At 33.7% G+C, this 22,756-nt stretch carries 15 protein-coding genes; 13 read left to right on the forward strand and 2 right to left on the reverse strand.

Translation table 11 applies throughout. The annotated features are described in order from the left end of the window. The first annotated feature begins 8 nt into the window (after nt 1-8). The 8 genes from FUA22_RS06660 (at nt 9) to FUA22_RS06695 (ending at nt 12,491) form a co-directional block, all read left to right on the forward strand. On the forward strand, nt 9-1,934 hold the full coding sequence (locus FUA22_RS06660; RefSeq protein WP_147767115.1) for a hypothetical protein: 1,926 nt from the start codon (nt 9-11) through the stop codon (nt 1,932-1,934). Nucleotides 1,935-1,962: 28 nt separating this feature from the next. Then, a complete protein-coding gene (locus FUA22_RS06665) occupies nt 1,963-3,486 on the forward strand; it encodes a sulfatase (protein ID WP_147767116.1) in 1,524 nt (507 codons plus the stop codon). A gap of 79 nt (nt 3,487-3,565) precedes the next feature. After that, nucleotides 3,566-3,955 (forward strand): hypothetical protein, encoded by a 390-nt coding sequence (locus FUA22_RS06670; RefSeq protein WP_147767117.1) that lies wholly within the window; start codon nt 3,566-3,568, stop codon nt 3,953-3,955. A gap of 192 nt (nt 3,956-4,147) precedes the next feature. Continuing rightward, entirely contained in the window at nt 4,148-6,652 is a 2,505-nt protein-coding gene (locus FUA22_RS06675; RefSeq protein ID WP_170309861.1) for a GH39 family glycosyl hydrolase, read from the forward strand. A 30-nt stretch (nt 6,653-6,682) separates the two neighbouring features. Continuing rightward, entirely contained in the window at nt 6,683-8,335 is a 1,653-nt protein-coding gene (locus tag FUA22_RS06680; RefSeq protein ID WP_147767119.1) for a sulfatase-like hydrolase/transferase, read from the forward strand. A gap of 12 nt (nt 8,336-8,347) precedes the next feature. After that, complete coding sequence (locus tag FUA22_RS06685) at nt 8,348-9,844, forward strand: sulfatase family protein (RefSeq protein WP_241664773.1); 1,497 nt, start codon at nt 8,348-8,350, stop codon at nt 9,842-9,844. A gap of 14 nt (nt 9,845-9,858) precedes the next feature. Further along, the gene (locus FUA22_RS06690) at nt 9,859-11,265 is read left to right on the forward strand and encodes a sulfatase (protein ID WP_147767120.1); all 1,407 of its coding nucleotides are present in this window, start codon (nt 9,859-9,861) and stop codon (nt 11,263-11,265) included. A gap of 77 nt (nt 11,266-11,342) precedes the next feature. Continuing rightward, the gene (locus tag FUA22_RS06695; RefSeq protein ID WP_147767121.1) at nt 11,343-12,491 is read left to right on the forward strand and encodes a lactonase family protein; all 1,149 of its coding nucleotides are present in this window, start codon (nt 11,343-11,345) and stop codon (nt 12,489-12,491) included. A gap of 1 nt (nt 12,492) precedes the next feature. Here the strand turns inward: FUA22_RS06695 and FUA22_RS06700 are convergent, their stop codons facing one another. After that, on the reverse strand, nt 12,493-13,536 hold the full coding sequence (locus tag FUA22_RS06700; protein WP_147767122.1) for a GntR family transcriptional regulator: 1,044 nt from the start codon (nt 13,534-13,536) through the stop codon (nt 12,493-12,495). Nucleotides 13,537-13,684: 148 nt separating this feature from the next. Further along, nucleotides 13,685-14,707: a class 1 fructose-bisphosphatase gene (gene fbp, locus FUA22_RS06705; protein ID WP_147767123.1), complete on the reverse strand. Its 1,023-nt coding sequence runs from the start codon at nt 14,705-14,707 to the stop codon at nt 13,685-13,687. A gap of 309 nt (nt 14,708-15,016) precedes the next feature. On the opposite strand from fbp, the gene FUA22_RS06710 reads away from it, so the two are divergent. The 5 genes from FUA22_RS06710 (at nt 15,017) to aldA (ending at nt 22,737) form a co-directional block, all read left to right on the forward strand. Continuing rightward, the gene (locus FUA22_RS06710) at nt 15,017-17,122 is read left to right on the forward strand and encodes a bifunctional aldolase/short-chain dehydrogenase (RefSeq protein ID WP_147767124.1); all 2,106 of its coding nucleotides are present in this window, start codon (nt 15,017-15,019) and stop codon (nt 17,120-17,122) included. A 112-nt stretch (nt 17,123-17,234) separates the two neighbouring features. Further along, on the forward strand, nt 17,235-18,515 hold the full coding sequence (locus FUA22_RS06715; RefSeq protein ID WP_147767125.1) for a sugar isomerase: 1,281 nt from the start codon (nt 17,235-17,237) through the stop codon (nt 18,513-18,515). An 8-nt stretch (nt 18,516-18,523) separates the two neighbouring features. Beyond that, nucleotides 18,524-19,900: an FGGY-family carbohydrate kinase gene (locus FUA22_RS06720; RefSeq protein WP_147767126.1), complete on the forward strand. Its 1,377-nt coding sequence runs from the start codon at nt 18,524-18,526 to the stop codon at nt 19,898-19,900. Nucleotides 19,901-19,979: 79 nt separating this feature from the next. Then, a complete protein-coding gene (locus FUA22_RS06725) occupies nt 19,980-21,269 on the forward strand; it encodes a class II aldolase/adducin family protein (protein ID WP_147767127.1) in 1,290 nt (429 codons plus the stop codon). Between the two features lie 28 nt (nt 21,270-21,297). Further along, entirely contained in the window at nt 21,298-22,737 is a 1,440-nt protein-coding gene (aldA, locus tag FUA22_RS06730) for an aldehyde dehydrogenase (protein WP_147767128.1), read from the forward strand. The last annotated feature ends 19 nt before the right edge of the window (nt 22,738-22,756 follow it).

Raw genomic sequence — 22,756 nt, forward strand, 5'->3', positions numbered from 1 at the left:
GCATAAAGATGAAGCGAAGAAACTTTATTCAATTATCAACAATTACTGGTGTTGGACTATCTTTGTCAGGATCAAGTTTTTTATATTCCTGTGGAATAGGTAAAAACGAGTTCCATTCTTCTGAATACAGAACACTTGTATTTAATTTATTGAAAGATTGGTGTGATGGTATGATAAAAACACAAATTATAAAGCCGTCAGACCCAAAAGTTCATGGGCTTTTTGATTGCCCTGCTTGCGAGCATTTGCATGCACGAGTAATGGATGCTGTTTATCCGTTTTTTTACATGGCAAGGGCAACAGGTGATAAAAAGTATTTAGAAGCTGGCTTAGCAGCTTTCCAATGGGGTAAAAATGTAACCAGAGATGATGGTGCTTGGACCAACGAGTTAGACCCGAAGTCATGGGATGGTACAACAGTTTTTGCAGCTATAGCTCTAGCCGAAACCTTAAAGTATCATGGAAGTTTATTAGATGAAAGTACTCGGAATAGATGGTACAAACGTTTAGAAAGTGCCACTGAATTTGTCTATAATAGATTTCCTGTGGTTGGCAATGCCAATATTAATTATAGCGCAACAACAATTTACGCCTTAAACTTAATAGGGAAGCAGTTAAATCAACCCAAATATTTAAAGCGAAGTAAAGAATTAGTAGAACAGATTAAAAGCCATTTTACCGAACCCAATGGACTTTTATTTGGGGAGATTCAAGGAAAGAATAAAAAGAAATTAAGTCCTAAAGGTTTAACAGGAATAGATTTAGGCTACAACATAGAAGAATCCTTAAACAATTTAGTGTTATATGCTTTAGAAGAAAAGGATGAGGAGCTATTAGAAACACTAAAAAAATCTTTAGATGCACATTTAGAGTTTATTTTACCAGACGGAGGTATTGATAATAGTTTTGGAAATAGAATGTTTAAGTGGACCTATTGGGGGAGTAGAACAAGTGATGGTATGCAGCCCGCCTTTAGTTTCATGGCCAATTATAATCCTGCCTTGGGTACGGCAAGTTTTAAAAACACAGAACTTTTAAGACAGTGCACCCATGATGGATTATTGCATGGCGGACCTCATTATGTATCTCATGGTATAAAACCTTGTGTACATCACACATTCGCCCATGCAAAACCATTAGCCTTTTTGCTAGACAATTGGGAACACTTACCTAAAATAGATAAATCAACACAGATTCCACGAGCAATTGCTGATGGTGAAACTTATTTTGAGGAATTAGATGTTTCATTATTTGGGAAGGGCGATTGGAGGGGGACCATTTCAGCTTACGATTCTACATATAGTATAAGAAAAGAAGTGAGACAAGGCACAGGAGGAGCGCTTACCATATTGCATCATAGTAAATTAGGTTTGCTGTGTACATCGAGTTTGGCGGTTTATAACATCTTAGAATCCTATAACATACAACCGCAACCAGGAGCAGATTTTGCATTAACCCCAAGACTAGAAACGTTTAAAGATGAGGATTGGTACACGAATTTATTCGATTTGGAAGCAACATTTACTTCAAATGATGACAGAAATATAATTGAATATACTGTTCATACTCAATTAAAGAATGAGGCCAAGGAGGTAGTTTCAGAAACAGCCTCAGACTTTACCCTAAACTACATCTGTACAGCAGAAAAGATTGAGATTGTTGCAACCACTAATCAGAATATTAAAAAGGAGACTTCATTTGTTCTCCCCATTGTTTCACCATCAGGAGAGAAAGTAGAACAGCTTTCTGAAAACGAAATAAGGATAGAAAAACCTAACGGGATTGTTAAGGTGTCTTCAGGAAATCCTATTAAAATTAAAGAAATGCCCAAAAGCAGAACCTTTAACATGGTTCCAGGCGTTGAAGCAGTTCCAATAATTGCAACTTTTGAGTCCGGTAAAAGACAGGTTGAAATTAGCATTGAAGTCATTTAAATTAGTAGATAATAATATAGCCAGTAATATGAAAAAAATAACCTTACTTTTTGCGGTTATCACGGTATTCGTTTCATCATGCAAAACAAAGGAAGAGCAGAAACTCTTAAATCAAGCAACAAAACCAAACGTATTATTTATAGCAGTTGATGATTTAAACAATTGGATAACACCTATTGATGGATTTTCAAAAGCAAAAACACCAAATTTTGATAGGTTGGCGGCCATGGGGGTTACTTTTACAAATGCTCATGTTCAAGCCCCTTTATGTGGGCCATCCAGAGCATCAGTAATGTCTGGTTTGCGTCCATCTACAACGGGTATTTATGGTATGACACCAGATAATAAAATACGAAGAGAGGGAAATCTTGCTACAAAAGATATAACCTTTCTTCCGGAATATTTTAAAAATAACGGCTACCATACTATGGGCATTGGAAAGCTGTTCCATATCCATGCGCCAGATAGTGTGTTTAACGAATCTGGAGGACGGGTAAAAGGTTTTGGGCCTTATCCAGACAAACGATTTGTTTGGGACGGTTTTGGAAAAGGTATTAAAGGAACCCACGGAAGAACGAGTACCGATTGGGGTGCTTTCCCTGAAAATGATACCTTAATGCCAGACCATCAATCTGTCAATTGGGTGGTAGAGCGTTTAAATAAAGAATATGATAAGCCCTTTTTTATGGGACTCGGTTTTTTGCGAGTTCACGTACCATTGTATGTGCCTCAAAAATGGTTCGATATGCATCCTTTGGAAGGTATAGATACACCTCCGTATTTACCAGATGATTTAAAGGATATCCCGCCAGTAGGATTACAAATAAATGACTTACCCATGATGCCTTCTACAGAATGGGCAAAAGAAAGTGGCGAATGGAAAAAAATAGTTCAAGCCTATTTAGCTTGTATGAGCTATGTGGATTATGAACTAGGTCGTGTTTTGGATGCACTGGAAACTAGTGATTATGCCGATAATACGGTCATTGTGTTATGGTCTGATCATGGATACCGCTTAGGCGAAAAAGGTACCTTTGCTAAACATGCCTTATGGGAAACAGCCACCAAAGCACCCTTAATGTTTGCTGGACCTAATTTACCTAAAGGAAAGAAAATTGATGCTCCAGCTGAAATGTTATCCATTTATCCAACACTTTTAGAGTTGAGTGGACTTAATGCTTATGATAGAAATGAAGGGAAAAGCCTTGTGTCTATGATGAATAATAATGAAGCTGTAAAAGATGCTTATGCGCTAACAACATACGGTATGAACAATCATGCGGTTAAGGTAAAAGGGTATAGATACATACAATACGAAGATGGTACAGAAGAGTTTTATGACCATAGTTCTGACCCTAATGAATGGACAAATGAGGCTAACAATCGGGAGTATAAAGCTCAAATAGAAAAGATGAAAGCTTTGTTGCCTAAAGAAAACTCCAAATGGGATTCAGCATCAAACTATACCTTTCAACCCTATTTTGTGGAGCAGAAGGCCCGGGTAAATGATTCATCAGATGAACCTATTAAAGTGATTGGAGCTGATAGATAATATTTGTGTTGTGCAGCATTTATGAAAAAATGGATTAATAATATACCTATCCAATAAATACAGAATTTGTAAGTAATAAATGAAATTGAAATTATGGATAATAATATTCTTAGGATTATTTCAGAGTAGTTGCTCTGAGCATAGTGCTCCTGAACATATAACAGCCATAAAAATTTTACAAGTTAAACTTGGTATGAGTAGAAATGAAGTAATTGAAATTCTAAAAGAGCCAGTAAGGAAATATTCTAGAGGTTTCCATGGAGGAGACATGACCTTTCAGTTTACTGAAGAGCAAGATTATAATTATCCTATGCTTTGGGTTCATTTTGATTCTTTAGGGGTTAATAGTGTTTATGCAAAATATTATTATTGGTATGATGACCGAGGAATTTATGGTTTATCCAAGAACAGAGAAACGAATGAAGAATTTAAATGGGGAGAACAAGTTTTAGAAGAATATTTTAATTAATAATGTCGTATAAATTGGCATATATTAATAGAAACATTCATTTGTTTTATTAATTTTTATCAGGACACTTCAGGACAGTTATTGTTATAAATACTGGTAACTTAGCTAATTAATCATATAGATTTATAGTAAATGTCCAATAGAATAGAAATAATAAAAGGATTCCCTTTTATAGTGTTAATCTTTAGTTTAATGAGTATAGAGGCTCAAGTCACTCTTTCTACAGACTTTTCAGATGACACTAAAAAAAATGAACCTTTACATAATATTTGGTCTATAGCTAATCGTATTAGTCCAAAAAATGGATCTAATATTCGTCCAGGACTGAAGATGAATACGATTAGGATGATTGGTGGCATTAAAAAAGTTGTAAATGGACAAAATGTAAAAGACTTAGATTTTGATACCTGTTTATACGATTCTATCAATAATCAATACGTTTATAGATTTGATCCACTTATAGATCGATTGAACAAAATAGTAAATTCTCAAACAGAAATTCATCAAATTGTATTAGATCAACCGCCATGGGCATTTCAACATGGTTATACCTTTATTCCAGAAGGAACAAGAGACAATATTAATTTTCGTGAAGATGAACAAATATCTACTTATGGGAATTCTTTACCTCCAGCCAATAAACAAGCGTATCATGATTATATAAAAGCTTTAATGACTAAACTGGTTGAAACTTATGGAGAAGAAAAAGTATTATCATGGCGTTTTAGAGTGGGTTCTGAGATAGAAACCCCAGATCATTGGTTTGGTACCAAACAAGATTTTATTGAGCATTTTGAAAATACTGAAAAAGCAGTAAGAGCGGTACTCCCAAATGCTGTTGTTGGTTTACATACAAGAGCTCCAGATTTTTTATATAAAAACGGAACCATATTAAATTATAAAGGAGAACCGTTTGCTTCTTTTGCTAGTAGCTTGATAGAATATTGTGCTGATAATAATGTAAGATATGATTTTTGGGGAGTATCAAGTTATGTGGTTATCGGTAATAGTGATTTGAGAAATATGCAAGGCAAATACGATAAATTATTTGCAGACTTGGTAAATCATCCTAAATGGAATGCCAATGCTACTATTGATTTAATGGAATACAACACAGTAACCACTATGAATGGTGCAGATGGTAAAGGGACTATACCGGCAGAAACTTCTCATGCAGAGATTGTTGAACTCTATTTTTCTAATATTTTTTATAAGAATAAAGACAAAGGTTTAGATTTAGCGTATAGATGGAATAATAGAACAGGCTCTCAAGAGGCTCCGGGAATAAGTGCTTTAAACTCAATGAATGATAAAATTCATTATTCAACAACTATTTCTGGAACTCCACAGACTTCCACAAATGATTTGGATGCTATTTTTTCAAGAAAAGAAAATGCTAAAGAATTTGATGTGTTAATTTATAATTATAACAACAATTCTATAGACTATAAAAATAGTGAGAATATAAATGTGACTTTCGCATCAGAATTATCAGAAGGTGAAACCTTATATTACCGAAGTATTGCATACGGTAAAGAGAATAATAAACTTCAGAATTTCTTAATAAATAACTCAGGATATGTTAAAAGTGGATTTGATGAGAAAGGAGATCCAAACCGAATTTTAACTGAAGCCGGTTTAGCTGCATATGAAGCCTATGAAAATCCAAACCCACATGCTTATGGTGAATGGAAAAGCATTACAACAACTGCACGTAATGATGGTGAATCAGGTTCTGTAATAAGTGTAGACACTGAACTGCCTTCATTTGCCTTTGAAAAAATTGAATTTAGAACCGAAGATTTTTTTTTTAAAACTATAGCCCCGGCAACTGTAGTTTGGACAACTTCAGAAGATTTTGCCCCTTGGACTGCCGTAACTGCAGGAATTAATGTAAATACTGATGATGACAAATTAACTTTAAATTATTCAAGTGGATTTGCATTACCCATGGCAGCAATAACAGGCTTAAATATCAATTCAGATTTATATGAAACATTACAATTGGTAGTTAGGAATAACACTGAAGATACAAGTCTTCAAATGGCGGCAAACATTCCAGGTGCAGAATTTGCAACAGGTAGAAAAAAAATCACTATACCTAATGATAATGAGTGGCATACTATTAATGTAGATTTAACAAATTGGTCTCATTGGGCAGGAATTATTACTGAGTTTAAGGTATATGAAAGAGTTAATACAGGTAGTATTGTTTTTGATAGAATTGAATTTATACCCAAAGGAGATGTTGAGGTATTTGATGTAATTTTAAACAAAGAAGGCAATGGTTTGTTAAATTATAGTAGTGGTACATCTTATGGAGGGCAGCAATTTGATTTAAATGCCATTGCAGAACAGGGGTGGATATTTCAAGGTTGGACAGGTGATATAGTTAGCACAGAAAATCCGTTAACAATTACCGTGAATTCAAACTTAAATATTACTGCAACATTTGTTCAAGATGGTTTATCTGTAGATGAAAATAAACTAAACAATGCTTTTACTGTCTTTCCAAATCCAAGTTCTAATGGCTTATTTACAATAAAAAGTAATTCAAAAGAGCTTTGGGAAGTGTATAGCCTAACGGGAGTTAAAGTTCTGTCTGGTAAAGGAAAGACAGTAGATATTTCTAGATTTTCAAATGGAATTTATATAATAAAAATGGATAATGCTTTTAAAAAAGTATTGTTTAACTAAGAACGTTGGGCAACTAAAAGATTCGTTAGTATGAATATATTTTCAAAAATTTCATTCTTAGTTTTTTCAGAAATTCTGTTCATAGGTTTTAACACCACTACTGCTCAAGAAAAGAAGCATTTTAAGAAACAGCCAAACATTGTGTTAATTTTTGCCGACGATTTAGGTTGGACAGATGTTAGCACAGGGAATACTAATGGCAATCGAGGTTCAAAATTATATAAAACCCCTGAAATTGATAAATTGGCGTCTCAAGGTATGTCTTTCACAAACGCCTATACCAATCAAAACTGTGCACCATCAAGAGCCTCATTAATTAGCGGTCAATATCCTACTGGAATAGATAATCAAGTTTTTAACGTGGGTTCATTAAGCAGGCAAGACAAAAGAACGAAAGGGTTTCCTGATTTACCAATAAAACCATTCCACCAACAAAAAGTAATATCAGAAGATGGTGTCAATATATTTGATGTACTTAAAACAAAAGGCTATCAAACGGCTTTAGTGGGTAAAAGTCATGGTACACCACACCCATTAAAAGGCGATTATGGTATCGATTTACCTGCCGATATTCATCATATTATCCCAGCTCCTGTTAATGGAAAAAGAGTAAAATCATTCTATTTAGCTTTAAATTCTGATAAAAAAGGATGGACCTTTAATTCGGAGTATGTGGATAAATATGCCGATCCATACGATCAAGAATATATCGATAATAAACTAAAACCTTATAAATCACAAAGCGACCAATCTCTTTTACTAGATACACCGAAACACCTAACTGATGCTATTGGAGATTTTTCGGTAGATTACATTAAGGAAAAGGCAAATAATGAAAAACCATTCTTTTTATATGTGCCCTTTAATGCTGTACATTCTAAAGTTACAGGGCGCAAAGATTTAACTAAAAAGTATCTTAAAAATGGCTTAAACGTACGTTTCGCAGAGTACGCTTCAATGATTGAACTGTTGGATCAAAATGTTGGGAAGATAAATAGGGCTTTAAAAGACCCTAATGGTGACGGTGACTTTTCAGATGATATTTCAAACAACACTATTTTTATATTTTATTCTGATAATGGAGGTTTGCTAGGGAATAAGCCACTTATTGGGAAGAAGGGAAATTTAACAGAAGGAGGTATTAGAGTGCCATTAATCTTCCGTTATCCAAATGTAATTGCGGAAAATACAGTAACAAATCAAGCCGTGCATTGTATAGATTTTCTACCTACGTTAGCCGACTTTGCAGGAGTAGATATTTCAAAACTTAAAAAGATAGATGGAAGTCAACCTCAGTATGACGGGGTGTCTTTTGCTAGCATTCTTACAGGAAAAAAGAACTATTTATCAAGAACCAATTTATATTGGCACCTTCCAGGATATATGGATGAACGGTTTTCGCCTTCAACAGTGATTCAAAAACGATTTGGAGATGACTATTATAAACTCTTCTATTTTTACGAATCAGAAGAATTTACTATGTATCATTTGAATAAAGATTTATCAGAAGAAAACAATCTTTTAGAAAACCCTACTTCAAAAGAAATGAGAATCGCCTTATCTATGAATTCTGATATGTTAGCATGGTTAAAAGCTAATAATGCCCCAACAGGGACTTGGATTAAAAATGGAGAAAAAGTACCTCATCCGTTGGTAGATAGTGTTAAAAAATATAAAAATTAAGATTAGAAAAAAATGAATAAAAAATATCTAGTATTGATTTTATTGGGGTTTTCGTCTTACGTCTTTACAACCTGTTTGGGTAACAAGCATGCAGATTCAAAACATAATGACTTGGCTAGAGTTGAAAGTGAAACAAAGGTCATGAAAAAACCCAATATGATCTTTTATTTAGCTGACGATCAAGATGTTTATGATTATGGTTGCTACGGCAATGAAAAAGTAAATACTTCAGCAGTTGACCGGTTGGCAAAAGAAGGCATGTTATTTACAAGTGCATTTACAGCACAGGCTATTTGCGCACCAAGTAGGTCGCAACTTTTTACGGGTAATTATCCTTTAAAAAATGGATGTTTTGCCAACCATACCGCGACAAGACCTGATATAAAAAGTGTGACTACTCAAATGAAAAACTTGGGTTACGAAGTGGTTTTGGCTGGAAAAAGTCACGTAAAACCTGAAAGTGTATATCAATGGGATAGAGAATGGGAACCAGTTCCTAAAAAGGATGTGCCTAGAGAATATATTCCTTTAGACAGTATAGAAGGTTATTTCAAAACGACCAAAAAGCCATTTTGTATGTTCATCACTTCAAAGTATCCGCATGGGAAGTATTTTGATGTTGAAAACCCAAATGCTAATGATATAAAGTTTTACCCATTCAATGAACACAAAAAAAAGGATAAAGCATTTGTAAAATCTAAAGCAGGTTATTACCGAAGCATTGAAGAAGATAACACGCAACTAGAAGGTGTCTTAAAACTGGTAGATAATTATTTAAATGATAATACGCTATTTGTTTACAGTGCAGATCATGGAGTTTCAGGAAAATTCACGGTAAAAGATATTGGTTTAAAAGTACCATTTGTAGTACGTTGGCCAAAAGTTATTAAGTCTGGAACAACTTCAAATCAACTCATTCATTATACAGATGTTTTACCCACATTTATGAATATTGCAGGAGGTAATCCAATTGAAGATATGGATGGTAATAGCTTTTTACCATTACTAAAAGGGCAAGATGTTCAAGTTAACCAATACGTTTATGGAGTAAGAACCAATCAAAATATATTAAATTCTGAAGTGTTTCCTTCGAGAATGATTCGTAATCAACGGTATAAATATATTAGGAATTTTAATTCTTTAGAAGTGGTTGAGCAAAACCTAACAGGAAAACCTAATGTAGATTACTTCATTAAAAGAGGTGCAAAGGCACATAAAAAGGAGCCTCTTGAAGAATTATATGATTTACAGAATGACCCATTTGAGCAGCATAATTTAACTCAAAATCCAGAATTACAATCTGTCAAAGAAAAATTGAAACAAGATTTATTTAGTTGGATGAAATCTCAAGGTGATTTTTTAGACGGTAACATTGGAAACATGCCTATCATCACACCAAAAGGAAAAAAAGGATTCAAACTAGACCAAGACACACCTAGAAGAAAAATTCCTGATTCTATAAAGAGCACCTTGAAAAAAGGCGATTATATTGTAATTGAACATTGGTAAAAAAACATCATAAAATGAATAAATTCTTCGCATACATATTTAGTGTATCTATTCTTTTGCTTTCTTGTAAAAATGGAAAAGAAAAAACCGCAGAGACAGAAGATCAAAAACCAATGAACGTTTTGTTCATTGCCATTGATGATTTGCGACCTGAACTAGGTTGTTATGATGCGCCACAAGTAAAGTCGCCAAACATAGATAAATTGGCACAAGAAGCTCTTGTTTTTAATAGAGCCTATTGTAACGTTCCTGTTTGTGGTGCTTCAAGAGTGAGTTTGCTTACAAGTATTCTACCTACAAAAACACGTTTTATAGATTATAGAGCAAAGGCCGAAGAAGACGTACCGAACGCTAAAACACTACCTAGTATTTTTAAAGATGCTGGTTATACCAGCATTTCTAACGGAAAGATTTTTCACTATAATAAAGATGTTCAAGAGGCTAGTTGGAGTCAAAACCCATGGATGCCAGAGGGAGGACACAGAGTTAGTTATGACCCTGAGACTACAAAAGTGATAATGAAATCAGGGAATGGTCGTGTATATGAAGCGCCCGAAGTAGATAATAGTGCGTATCCTGATTATAAAATAGCTCAAAAAACCATTAGTGATTTGGGACGTTTAAAAGCATCGGGAGAACCCTTTTTTATGGCTTGTGGATTTTTTCGTCCGCACATGCCGTTTTATGCACCCAAAAAGTATTGGGATTTGTATGATAGAGATTCAATAGAGATAGCAGATAACCGCCATTTACCTGAAAATGCGCCAAGTTCATTAAGAGGTAGTACTGAATTTAAAACCTATAGCTTTGGAGACTATAAGCCTAATACGGACGAATTTCATAAAATGATGCGTCATGGCTATTATGCCTGTGTGAGTTACATAGATGAATTGGTAGGCGAGGTGCTTAATGAACTTGAAACTCTTGGTTTAGCAGAAAATACGATTGTGGTATTATGGGGAGACCATGGTTGGCATTTGGGAGAACACGAGTTTTGGGGTAAACACAATACCTTACATAATGCTTTGCAGGTACCTTTGATTGTAAAAGTTCCTGGAAAAGCTAAGGGGTGGCAATCCGAAGCTTTAGTTGAGAGTGTTGATATTTACCCTACACTTTGTGATTTAGCCAACTTAGCCACACCTGATTATATTATGGGTGAGAGCTTTAAATCCGTTTTAGATAATCCTAAACAGTCGTTTAGAGAAAACGCTTATGCGCGTTTTAAAAAGGCTGATGCTATTATAACGGAAGGTTTTACCTATTCATTATATGAAAATGGTGAAGAGATGTTGTACAACCGTAAATTAGACCCTGATGAGAATAAGAATGTAGTGGCGAATGCTAGCTACAAGAAAGTGCTTGAAGACATGCGAAATGCTTTAAAAAATAAACAGGAAAAAGCAAATAATTATAAATAAAATGACTTGTGGCAGATTGATGAGAAATTAAGCCGTTTAGACAGATTCACCCGATTTTTATTATAGCTCTAATTAAAATGAATAGAGTACAGTTTATAGGTTCAATTTTAGTATGCTTCTTGTTTTTTGTAGCATGTAAAAAAGTAGAAAAAAGCGATAAAACTTTACTGTTTGTAGGTAGCTTTACCGATAAAATACCAGGAGATGGTATACATATTTATGAGTTTAATAATGAAACAGGAGAAGCTGTTTTAAAGTATACTTTAGATAGTATTATAAACACCTCTTTTTTGCGATTATCACCAAACGGAACACACCTCTATTCTGTAGTTGAGAGCCAAATGCCACATCATGGAAAAGTGGCTGCTTTTAAGATTGATTCAGTAAATGCACATATAGAATTATTGAATATGCAAGATTGTGGCGGACGAAATCCTACGCATTTAGAAATTGATAAAAAAGGTAAATATTTGATAAATTCAAATTATTCAGACCCAAGTTTAAGTGTTTTCAAAATCAATGGAAATGGGAGCTTAAATCCTTATAGTCAAGTTTTAAAGTTTAAAGACAGTAGCATCATTGAAAGTCGTCAAAAAGAAGCCCATATTCATTCATCAAATGTGTCGCCAGATAATCAATACATTTTTGCCCAAGATTTAGGCGCCGATAAAATTCGGGGCTTTAATTTAATTGTTGGAGAAAATCCAAAGCTTCAAAATGAAAATCAAATAAAAACGAAACCAGGTAGTGGTCCTCGCCATTTTACATTTCATCCAAATGGCAAATTCGGTTATGGCATCGCTGAATTAAGTGGAAAGGTAACTGCTTTTAAATATAAGAAAGGTCAGTTGAAGTTTGTTGAAGATTATCAATCCTATCAACAAAAACAAGAGATTTATAGAGCCGCAGATATACATATTTCACCAGATGGAAGATTCTTATACGCTTCAAACCGAGGACCAGAAGAGGATAGTATTTCAATTTTTAAAATTGATGCAAACAGTGGAAAGTTAAGTTTGATTGGACACAAACCTACGTATGGCAAGCATCCCAGAAATTTTGCAATTTCCCCAACTGGCAACTTTCTGTTGGTAGCAAACCAGTTCACAAACAATATTGTTGTTTTTAAAAGGGATATTGAAACTGGTGAATTAACCAAGATAACTCATGAGATTGAAGTGGGTAGTCCATCAAGTCTACAAATGCACCGTTATATTGTAAACTAATTTAGAGTGATTCCCTTTCTATAATATTGAAAGGTACTTTAAGAGATGTTTTTTTCTTATTTACAATAATCTTTGCCGCAGTTTCCGCCATAATTTTAAAATCTGTAGATATTACGGTTATACCAAGAAGTTCTTTTAACGGCGTATCGTTATATGAAATTACACCAATATCGCTACCTAAATTGAATTCGTCTTCTCTTATCTGTTTAACCAAATTAACTAAATCTGGTTCCCTTATGGTAATAAATAAATCTCCTTTTTTTAAAACAGTGTCATCATAAATGGTATCCAATACTTCAAAATCCAGTTTATGTTTTACGCAAAACTTTCTAAATCCAAATAATATGCGTTTTGGGTACGGATAAACAGATTTTTCTGGAAATACCAGAACAATTTTTTTGTACTTTTTTATACGATTTAAACCTTCACTTAAAGCATTAAATATATCATTTTCAAAGTCTTGGTGAATTTTACCTAAAGCACCATCAAGAATTTTTGGTACAACATTGTCTAAAATAATTAATTTATCAAGAGGAATTTTCTTTAATAAGCTTAAGGCTTTCTCCGGGAAACTAACATGTTTGTATCCATCAGCCGTAAAATGCGGCATAATAACATAAAAGTCGTATGCAGATTTGTTCTTATCGATAAGGTTTGAAAATAATGTTTCATCACAATGATAAACCTGTAAATCTATATGTGAATTAGGACCAATACTATCTATAAAATAATTATAAGTTATAAGTTTATAATTACTTAATTTATTTACTAGAAATAAAACATTGACTTTAGAAATTAGTTTAGTCCTAGATATATAAAAGCCTTTTCCTCTAATTGAAGTGATAATATTTCGTTCTTTTAAAATACTATACGCTTTTTCAACAGTGTCACGAGACAAGTAAAACTCTTCACTAAACATATTTATTGAAGGGATTTTTTCATCCATGGTTAAATTCCCAATTGAAATATTATGAATAATAGAATCTATTATTTGCTGGTATTTTGGTACCCTTGAGTTTTCATCAATTTTTATAAATTTCATCATTTCCATAATACGTGCTTTAAAATGAAATGTATTTTGTTATACAAATATCACCACTTAAGGAAAAAGAAAAGTACAAAAAGAGAGTATAATAATCCAAGTTTAATTGAGAAAAATAAAAATGAATTAAACTGGATTAAAGAAAGTGGAATTAATACTTACTGTCATCAGGATATTTCTGCATAAAAGACTCTGCTTTTTCAACCATATTAAGGCTACCACAGAAAATAGGAGCTCTTTGATGAAGCTCAGTTGGTTCTATATCCATTATTCTTCTGTAACCGTCAGAGGCTTTTCCACCAGCTTGTTCTATTAAGAAAGCAATGGGGTTACATTCGTATAATAATCTAAGCTTTCCTTTTGGTGCTTTTGTTGTTGTGGGATAAATGTATATTCCTCCTTTTATCATGTTTCTATGAAAGTCAGAAACCATAGAGCCTATATATCTAAATGAATATGGTCTATCATCTTCTTCGGCTTGACAGTATTTAATATAATCTTTTACACCTTGAGGGAAATGCGCATAATTACCTTCGTTAATAGAGAATATTTGACCAGTTTTAGGAAATTTCATATTTGGATGAGATAAATAAAATGCCCCTATGGCAGGATTAAGAGTAAACCCATTAACACCATGCCCAGTAGTATAAACTAACATGGTAGATGTTCCATATACAATATAACCTGCGGCCACTTGCTCACTCCCTTTTTGTAAAAAATCTTCTTCCCGTACAGGCATTCCTAATGGTGTTACCCTTCTGAATACCGAGAAAATGGTTCCAACCGATACGTTTACATCAATATTTGAAGACCCATCTAATGGATCTATTAAAACAACATATTTATTATCATGCGCATTGTGTTTGCCTTGTACAGTAATAAATTCATCTTCCTCCTCACTGGCAATACCGCACACAATTTCTCTATTAACCAAGGCAGACATAAAAACATCATGGGCATAAATATCTAATTTTTGTTGATCTTCTCCTTGAATATTTGTGTCACCAGAAGAACCCAATATATCAACCAAACCAGCTTTATTTACTTCATGATTAACAATTTTAGCTGCTAAACGAATAGAATTTATTAACCGCGAAAGCTCACCAGATGAATATTTAAAGTGCATTTGGTTGTCAATAATAAATTCACCTAATGTTTTATGACTTCCTTCCATTATTTATATAATTTATTTAAGCGTAATGACGCTCTTAATTTTCTGGTTTCGAAATTAGTCTGTAGCCATAGGTATTTAATCCTGTGGTATCCTGTTGTTGTTCTTAAATAGAAAGCTTTTTAAGGTTGATAAGAAGAAACATTAATCACTTTTAAAGGAATAAAAATAATATAATGTGTTGAAAAACAGCGTTATATTAAGGTTTGTTAATTCAAATTCGATACTTTTATAGGTGATACGGTACAGTACAGGATACAAAAGTTTGCATCGTGATATATTTTTGACGTATTACTTATTATAACAATTAATATGGAAAACACTACAAAAACTTTTAAATACGTTGATTATCTATGGAACGAGGAAAAGGCGGCATCATTTGGAGATAATCAAGTAGAATTATTTTTATACAGATCAAATATATTAGGAGCAGATTTAAGAATCACCAATTATGGCGGTGGAAACACTAGTTGTAAAACCATTGAAAAAGATCCGTTAACCAACGAAGACGTTGAAGTGATGTGGGTTAAAGGCTCTGGAGGAGATATTGGTACTTTAACACGTTCCGGTATTGCTGGTTTGTATACAGGAAGACTGCGTGATTTAAAGAACGTATATCAAGGACTTCATGATGAAGACCGAATGGTAGGACTTTTTAATCATTGTATTTATGATTTAGATAGTAAAGCGCCATCAATTGATACACCTTTGCATGGTTTATTGCCATTTGCACATATAGATCATTTACACCCAGATGCATTAATTGCTGTAGCTGCCGCAAAGGACAGTGAAAAGGTAACCAAAGAAATTTGGGGAGATACCATGGGTTGGGTGCCTTGGCAAAAACCTGGGTTTGATTTAGGGTTGCAATTAGAAAAATGTTTGGCAGATAATCCTGGTATTAGAGGTATAGTATTAGGTAGTCATGGTTTATTCACCTGGGGAGATACTTCTTATGAGTGTTATATGAATAGTTTAGAAGTTATTGAAATGGCTTCTGAATTCATAGAAAGGAAATTAAAAGAACAAGGTGAAGTTTTTGGTGGGCAAAAAGTTGAAAGCTTACCACAAGAAGAGCGTTTAGAAAAAGCAGCACAATTAATGCCTTTATTAAGAGGTTTATGTTCTTCAGAAAACAGAATGATTGGTCATTTTTCTGATACTGATGTTGTAATGCAATACATCAATAGTAACGATTTAGAAAGATTAGCACCAATGGGAACTTCGTGTCCTGATCATTTTTTAAGGACTAAAATTCAACCTTTAGTTTTGACTTTAGATAAAAATGAAGATTTATCTGATGCAGAGGCAGTAAAAGCAAAATTAGAACCTGCTTTTGAAGCATATCGTCAAGAATATGTTGATTATTACAATACATGTAAAAAAGACAATAGTCCAGCAATACGTGATGCCAACCCAGTGATTATTATTTATCCAGGAGTCGGGATGTTTAGTTTTGCTAAAAACAAGCAAACTACGCGTGTAGCTAGTGAATTTTATATTAATGCCATTAATGTTATGCGAGGAGCTGAGGCTATTACGTCTTACACTTCTTTACCAAGACAAGAGGCATTTGATATTGAGTATTGGTTATTGGAAGAGGCAAAATTACAGCGTATGCCAAAGGAAAAACCATTATCTCGTAAAGTAGCTTTAGTTACTGGTGCAGGTGGTGGAATTGGTAAAGCGATTGCAGATAAATTAGCTGCTGAAGGAGCTAATGTTGTATTAACTGATATCAATGAGGATGCATTAATCGAAGCAAACGGAACGTATGCAAGAGATGTTTCTACATATGCTTTATGTGATGTAACCAATACAGATTCTATTGCAAGTGCTTATAAAAAAGCTACCTTAGAATTTGGAGGTGTAGATATGATTGTACATAGTGCAGGATTAGCTATTTCAAAACCTTTAACGGATACAACTGATAAAGATTGGAATATTTTACAAAGCATTTTAGTAAAAGGTCAGTTCGATTTAGCTAAACAATTTGCTGTAATTGTTCGTAAACAAGGTTTAGGAGGAGATTATATCGCTATTGCTAGTAAAAATGGTTTAGTAGCAGGTCCAAACAATGTTGCATATGGAACAGCAAAAGCTGCTCAACAACATATGGTACGCTTATTAGCTGCTGAATTAGCAAAAGATAAAGTGAGAGTAAATACTGTAAATCCTGATGGTGTTATTGTTGGAAGTAAAATATGGGAAGGTGCTTGGGCAGAAGGTAGAGCAAAGGCAAATGGAATAACTGTGGAAGAATTGCCAGCATTTTATGCCAAAAGAAATCTGTTAAATGAAATCATTACACCAGATGATATTGCAAACGGGGTATTCTCTTTAGTTGGGATACTAGATAAATCTACCGGAAACATTATAAATGTTGATGGAGGTATGGCCAATGCTTTCGTTAGATAATTTAAAATAAGAAATATAAAATAGATTAGTTTAGTTTAGTTTGAAAAGAAAAACTTCCATAAATTTCGAGTAGGTTTATGGGGGTTTCTTTTCTTTTAAAGGTGAAAATAGTATGAAAATTCAAAAGCAACAAGTATTAGATTATAACGAAAAAAGCTTAAAAAGTCATGAAGAAAGTTTTGATTTTTTAGCTAATAAGTTAAGTAAAGAAGGTCATGATATCTCGGGTATAGTATCAAAATTATCAGATTTCCAAGTAGCTATTCCAAGTTGGGCCTTAGGAGCAGGAGGTACGCGTTTTGGTAGATTTTCATTTTATGGTGAACCTTCGAACTTAGAACAAAAAATTGAAGATATTGGTGTGCTTCATAGTTTAACTCAAACTGCAGGAGCCGTGTCTTTACATATTCCTTGGGATATTCCTTCAGACTATGCTGCAATCAAAGAAAAGGCAGATGCTTTAAACATTAAATTTGATGCTGTAAACTCTAATACGTTTCAAGATCAAAAAGATGCCGCAGAGACATATAAGTATGGTTCATTGAGTAATATAAGTAAGGCTGTAAGAGAACAAGCTATTCAACATAATTTAGATGTTATTAATATTGGAGATAAATTAGGTTCTAAAGCTTTAACCGTTTGGTTGGCAGATGGGTCTTGTTTTCCTGGGCAAAATAACTTTCAAACCGCTTTTCAAAATACACAGGATAGCTTAATTGATATTTACAAAGGGTTACCAGATGATTGGAAGATGTTGGTTGAGTACAAACCATATGAGCCAAATTTTTACAGTACGGTTATTCAAGATTGGGGAGCTTCTTTAATGCTTGCTAATGGTTGTGGAGATAAAGCATATACTTTAGTAGATTTAGGACATCACCTACCAAATTCTAATATAGAGCAAATTGTATCTATACTTCAATTGAAAGGTAAATTAGGTGGTTTCCATTTTAACGATAGTAAGTATGGAGATGATGATTTAACGGTAGGAAGTATCAAGCCTTATGCATTATTCTTAATATTTAACGAGTTGGTTTATGGTATGCAAAATAATCCACAAAACCCAGATTTAGCGTGGATGATTGATGCGAGTCATAACGTAAAAGATCCATTAGAAGATTTAATACAATCATTAGAAGCAATACAAGAGGCTTATGCAAAAGCTATGTTAATTGATCAAAATGATTTAAAAGCAGCACAATTAAATAATGATGTTGTAAGATGTCAAGAGATTTTACAAGGAGCTTATAGAACAGACGTTAGACCACTATTGGAAAAAGCACGTTTAAGTACTGGAGGTGCATTAAGTCCTATCAATGCTTATCGTTCACTAGATATAAGAAATAGTTTGATTTCTGAAAGAGGAAAACATACAATAGCCACCGGTTTATAACCTTTAAAATGAAACAAAAAGTAACTGCGGTTTTTGATATTGGAAAGACAAACAAAAAGTTCTTTCTGTTTGATAAAAACTTTAAGGAGGTCCATAAAGAATATACTTCGTTTGAAGAGATAGAAGATGAAGACGGGCATCCAACAGAAAACTTACCAGCCTTAAAAAAATGGTTAAAAGAGGTCTTTGACCGAATTTTAGAAAAGAAAGAATTCAATGTAAAGGCCATAAATTTTTCAACCTATGGAGCAAGTTTTGTTCATATAGATGAGAACGGAAAACCATTAACTCCACTTTACAACTATACTAAACCTTTACCTGAGAGTGTAGTAGAGTCATTTTTTGAAAAGTACGGACCTAAGGAAGCTTTTCTAAAAACTACGGGGTGTGCAGATTTAAGTATGCTAAATTCAGGACTTCAATTATTTTGGTTAAAACAAACAAAACCGGAAGTTTTTAAAAAGATTAAATACTCTTTACACTTACCTCAATATTTAAGTCATGTTTTTACAGGTATACCTTTAAGTGAATATACAAGTATTGGCTGTCATACAGCACTTTGGGATTATGGTGAAAAAGATTATCACAATTGGGTTTATGCAGAAGGTATTGATAAAATATTACCGCCAATAGTTTCAACAGAGACCAGTATAAATATGAATTACAATGGTAATCGTATTAAAATTGGAGTTGGTATTCATGATAGTTCTGCGGCATTATTACCATATGTAAGAAGTATTAGAAAAAAGTTTGTTTTAATATCTACAGGTACCTGGAGTATTGCTTTTAATCCGTTTACAGAAAATCCTATTTCAACTGATACAGATGATAAAGATGCCATTAATTACATGCGTATTAATGGAAAACCTGTAAAAGCATCAAGATTGTTTTTAGGTAATGAATACAAGATTCAAGTTGGAAAATTAAAGGAGGTTTTTGGTGTAGATGAGGATTATCATCGTACCGTGAAATTTGATTATGACACCTACTTTGAAATCATGAAGGATTTTAAGCACTGTTTCAAATGGGAAAGTGTTACAGATGATGATATGCCAGCTAAAACTGAAATGTCTTATCATAAATATGAGCATGCCTATCATCAATTAATGATAGAACTTACTTTGTTGCAAATTAAATGTATTAAAAAAGCTATAGGTGATGATGTTATTTTAAGGTTATATGTAGATGGCGGTTTTAGTGATAACGATGTGTATATAAAGTTATTATCTCACTATTTTAGAGATAAGAAATTAAGAACAACTAACGCGTCTTTAGGTTCTGCACTAGGGGCAGCAATATCAATATCAGATACTAAACTCAACTCTAAGTTTTTGAAAAAAAACTACGCGCTTAAAAAGCACGTACCGTTTATTATAAGCGGGTAAGATTTTCTTAAAAATTGCAAATAAATATTATAGAGAAGTGGTCTTCTTCATGGAGCCTATTACTCAAAAATCAAATAAAATGTCAAAAAATATTAAACTGGTTCATCCAAGAGATCAAATCACAGAAGTGATAAGTAGAATTTATAAAAGAGGTATGACCACTACATCTGGAGGGAATATTTCAATTATTGACGATAACGGAGATATATGGGTAACCCCTTCCGCAATTGATAAAGGATCGTTAAGATCATCTGATATTATATGTGTTAAAAAAGACGGAACTATTGTTGGGAAACATAAACCATCATCAGAGTTTCCGTTTCATAAAGCTATTTATGAAGCAAGACCAGACATAAAGTCTGTTATTCACGCACACCCACCAGCATTGGTTTCTTTCAGTATTGTGCGTCAAATACCGAATACTAATATTATTTCTCAGGCTAAACATATTTGTGGACCTATAGGATACGCAAAATACAGATTACCCGGAAGTGATGATTTAGGTGAAGTAATAGCAGAAGAGTTCGAAAAAGGATACAAAGCCATTATCATGGAGAATCACGGAACCGTTTTAGGAGGAAGTGATTTAACCGATGCCTTTGAGCGTTTTGAAGCTTTAGAGTTTTGTGCACGTACAATTCTTTATGGTTCTCAAATTGGAACACCTAATTATTTAACTGATGATCAAATAGACCAATTTGAAGCTCAGGTGCCCGCTGAGAGACCAGAAATGGAATCTATAGAGTATACTTCTGATGAAGTTGAAAAGCGCTTGGAGATTTGCGAAATTGTTAAGCGTTCATGTCAACAAGGGTTGATGATTAGCTCTTACGGAACAGTTTCTATGCGTTGGAAGGATAATGACTTCCTTATTACACCAACAGATGTTAATCGTTGGGATATAGATTTAGATGATATTGTCCAAATAAAAGATGGGAAGAGAGAAACAGGTAAAACACCTAGTAGAGCCACTTGGATTCATCAGGAAATTTACAAAAACAATCCAGATATTAACTCCATTATAATGACACAGTCTCCATATTTAATGGCTTTTGGTGTTACAGATTCTTATTTAAATGTAAGAACTATTCCGGAAAGTTGGATTTTTCTTCAAGATATACCATCCGTGAAGTATGGTACTCATTTTAAGAACAATAACAACTCTGAAATAGTTGAAAACTGTACTACTGCCTTAATAATTCAGAATGATTCAGTTATCATTACTGGTGATAAATTACTTCAAACTTTCGATTATTTAGAAGTGGCCGAGTTTAGTGCTAAGTCTATTGTTATGGGACATTCTCTTGGAGAAATGGTACCTATTAATGATGATCAAGTAGAAGATTTAAGAAAGAAATTTTTGGCTTAAAAAAGTATAATAGATATTACTAAAAAACATGAAACATTACAAGCAATATATTAACGGACAATTTGTAGACTCTAAAGCTACATCGGTTATTGAAATATTAAACCCATGTACAGAGGAGGTATTGAGTACCATTACTACAGGTACTGTTGAAGATGCAAATAATGCCTTGGAAGCTGCTCAAGCTGCGCAACCAGCATGGGAAGCTCTACCAGCAATTCAAAGAGCGGCATTTTTGCACAAAATGGCAGACGTTATTAGAGAAAATAGGGTATTTTTAGCTGAAACACTTTCAAAAGAACAGGCAAAAGTTATTGGGTTGGCTCAAGTTGAAATAGATGTGACTGCTGATTATTTTGATTATAATGCAGGTTGGGCGCGCAGAATTGAAGGTGAGATTATCCAGAGTGATAGAGAAAAGGAGCATATTTATTTACATAAGGTTCCTATTGGAGTGGCTGTAGGTATTTGTCCTTGGAATTTCCCGTTTTTTGTAATGGCACGTAAAGTGGCGGCGTCATTAATAACAGGTAACACCTGTGTGATTAAACCAAGCTCAGAAGCACCTAATACCATAATGGAATTTGCAGATTTCATTCAAAAAATTGAATTACCAGCTGGTGTATTGAATTTTGTATGTGGAGCGGGTAGAACTGTAGGTAATGCCCTTTCTAAAAGCCCAATTACTGGAATTATTAGTTTAACAGGAAGTGTTTCTGCAGGACAAAAAGTTATTAGTGCAGCTGCTGAAAATATTACAAAAGTATCCTTAGAGCTAGGAGGGAAGGCTCCTGCTATAGTTTGTGCCGATGCAAATTTAGACTTAGCATTGAATTCCATTGTATCATCCAAGGTTATTTTTAGTGGACAAGTTTGTAATTGTGCAGAGCGTGTTTATGTCGAAGATAGTATTTACGATGAGTTTGTTGAGAAGCTTTCCAAAAAGATGAGTGAAGTTATTATTGAAGATGCTTTAACTGGAACTAATGCAGATATGAGTAGTTTAGTGTCAAAATCTCAATTAGATAAAATAACCGAAATGGTGGAATTTGCGAAGAATGAAGGCGCTGAAGTATTAGTTGGTGGAAATCGTCCTGAACAGTTTGATAAAGGTTATTTCTATAATCCTACTGTTTTAACAAATTGTAGTCAGGATAGTCAAATCATTCAAGAGGAAGTTTTCGGGCCTGTATTACCGGTTATGAAATTCAATACGCTAGATGAAGCTATTGCCATGTCTAATGACACGGAATTTGGTTTAACATCGTCTATTTTCTCTGAGAACTTCAATAACATTATGAAAGCTACCAACGGGTTACATTTTGGTGAAACCTATGTAAATAGAGAACATTTTGAAGCTATTCAAGGTTTCCATGCAGGATGGAAAAAATCAGGTGTAGGTGGAGCAGATGGTAAACATGGTATGGAAGAGTACTTGCATACAAAAGTGGTGTATGCTAAATACTACTAGAAGTTTATTTTATAAAAAA

It is taken from the genome of Seonamhaeicola maritimus (genome assembly GCF_008056315.1).
GTDB classification, from domain to species: domain Bacteria; phylum Bacteroidota; class Bacteroidia; order Flavobacteriales; family Flavobacteriaceae; genus Seonamhaeicola; species Seonamhaeicola maritimus.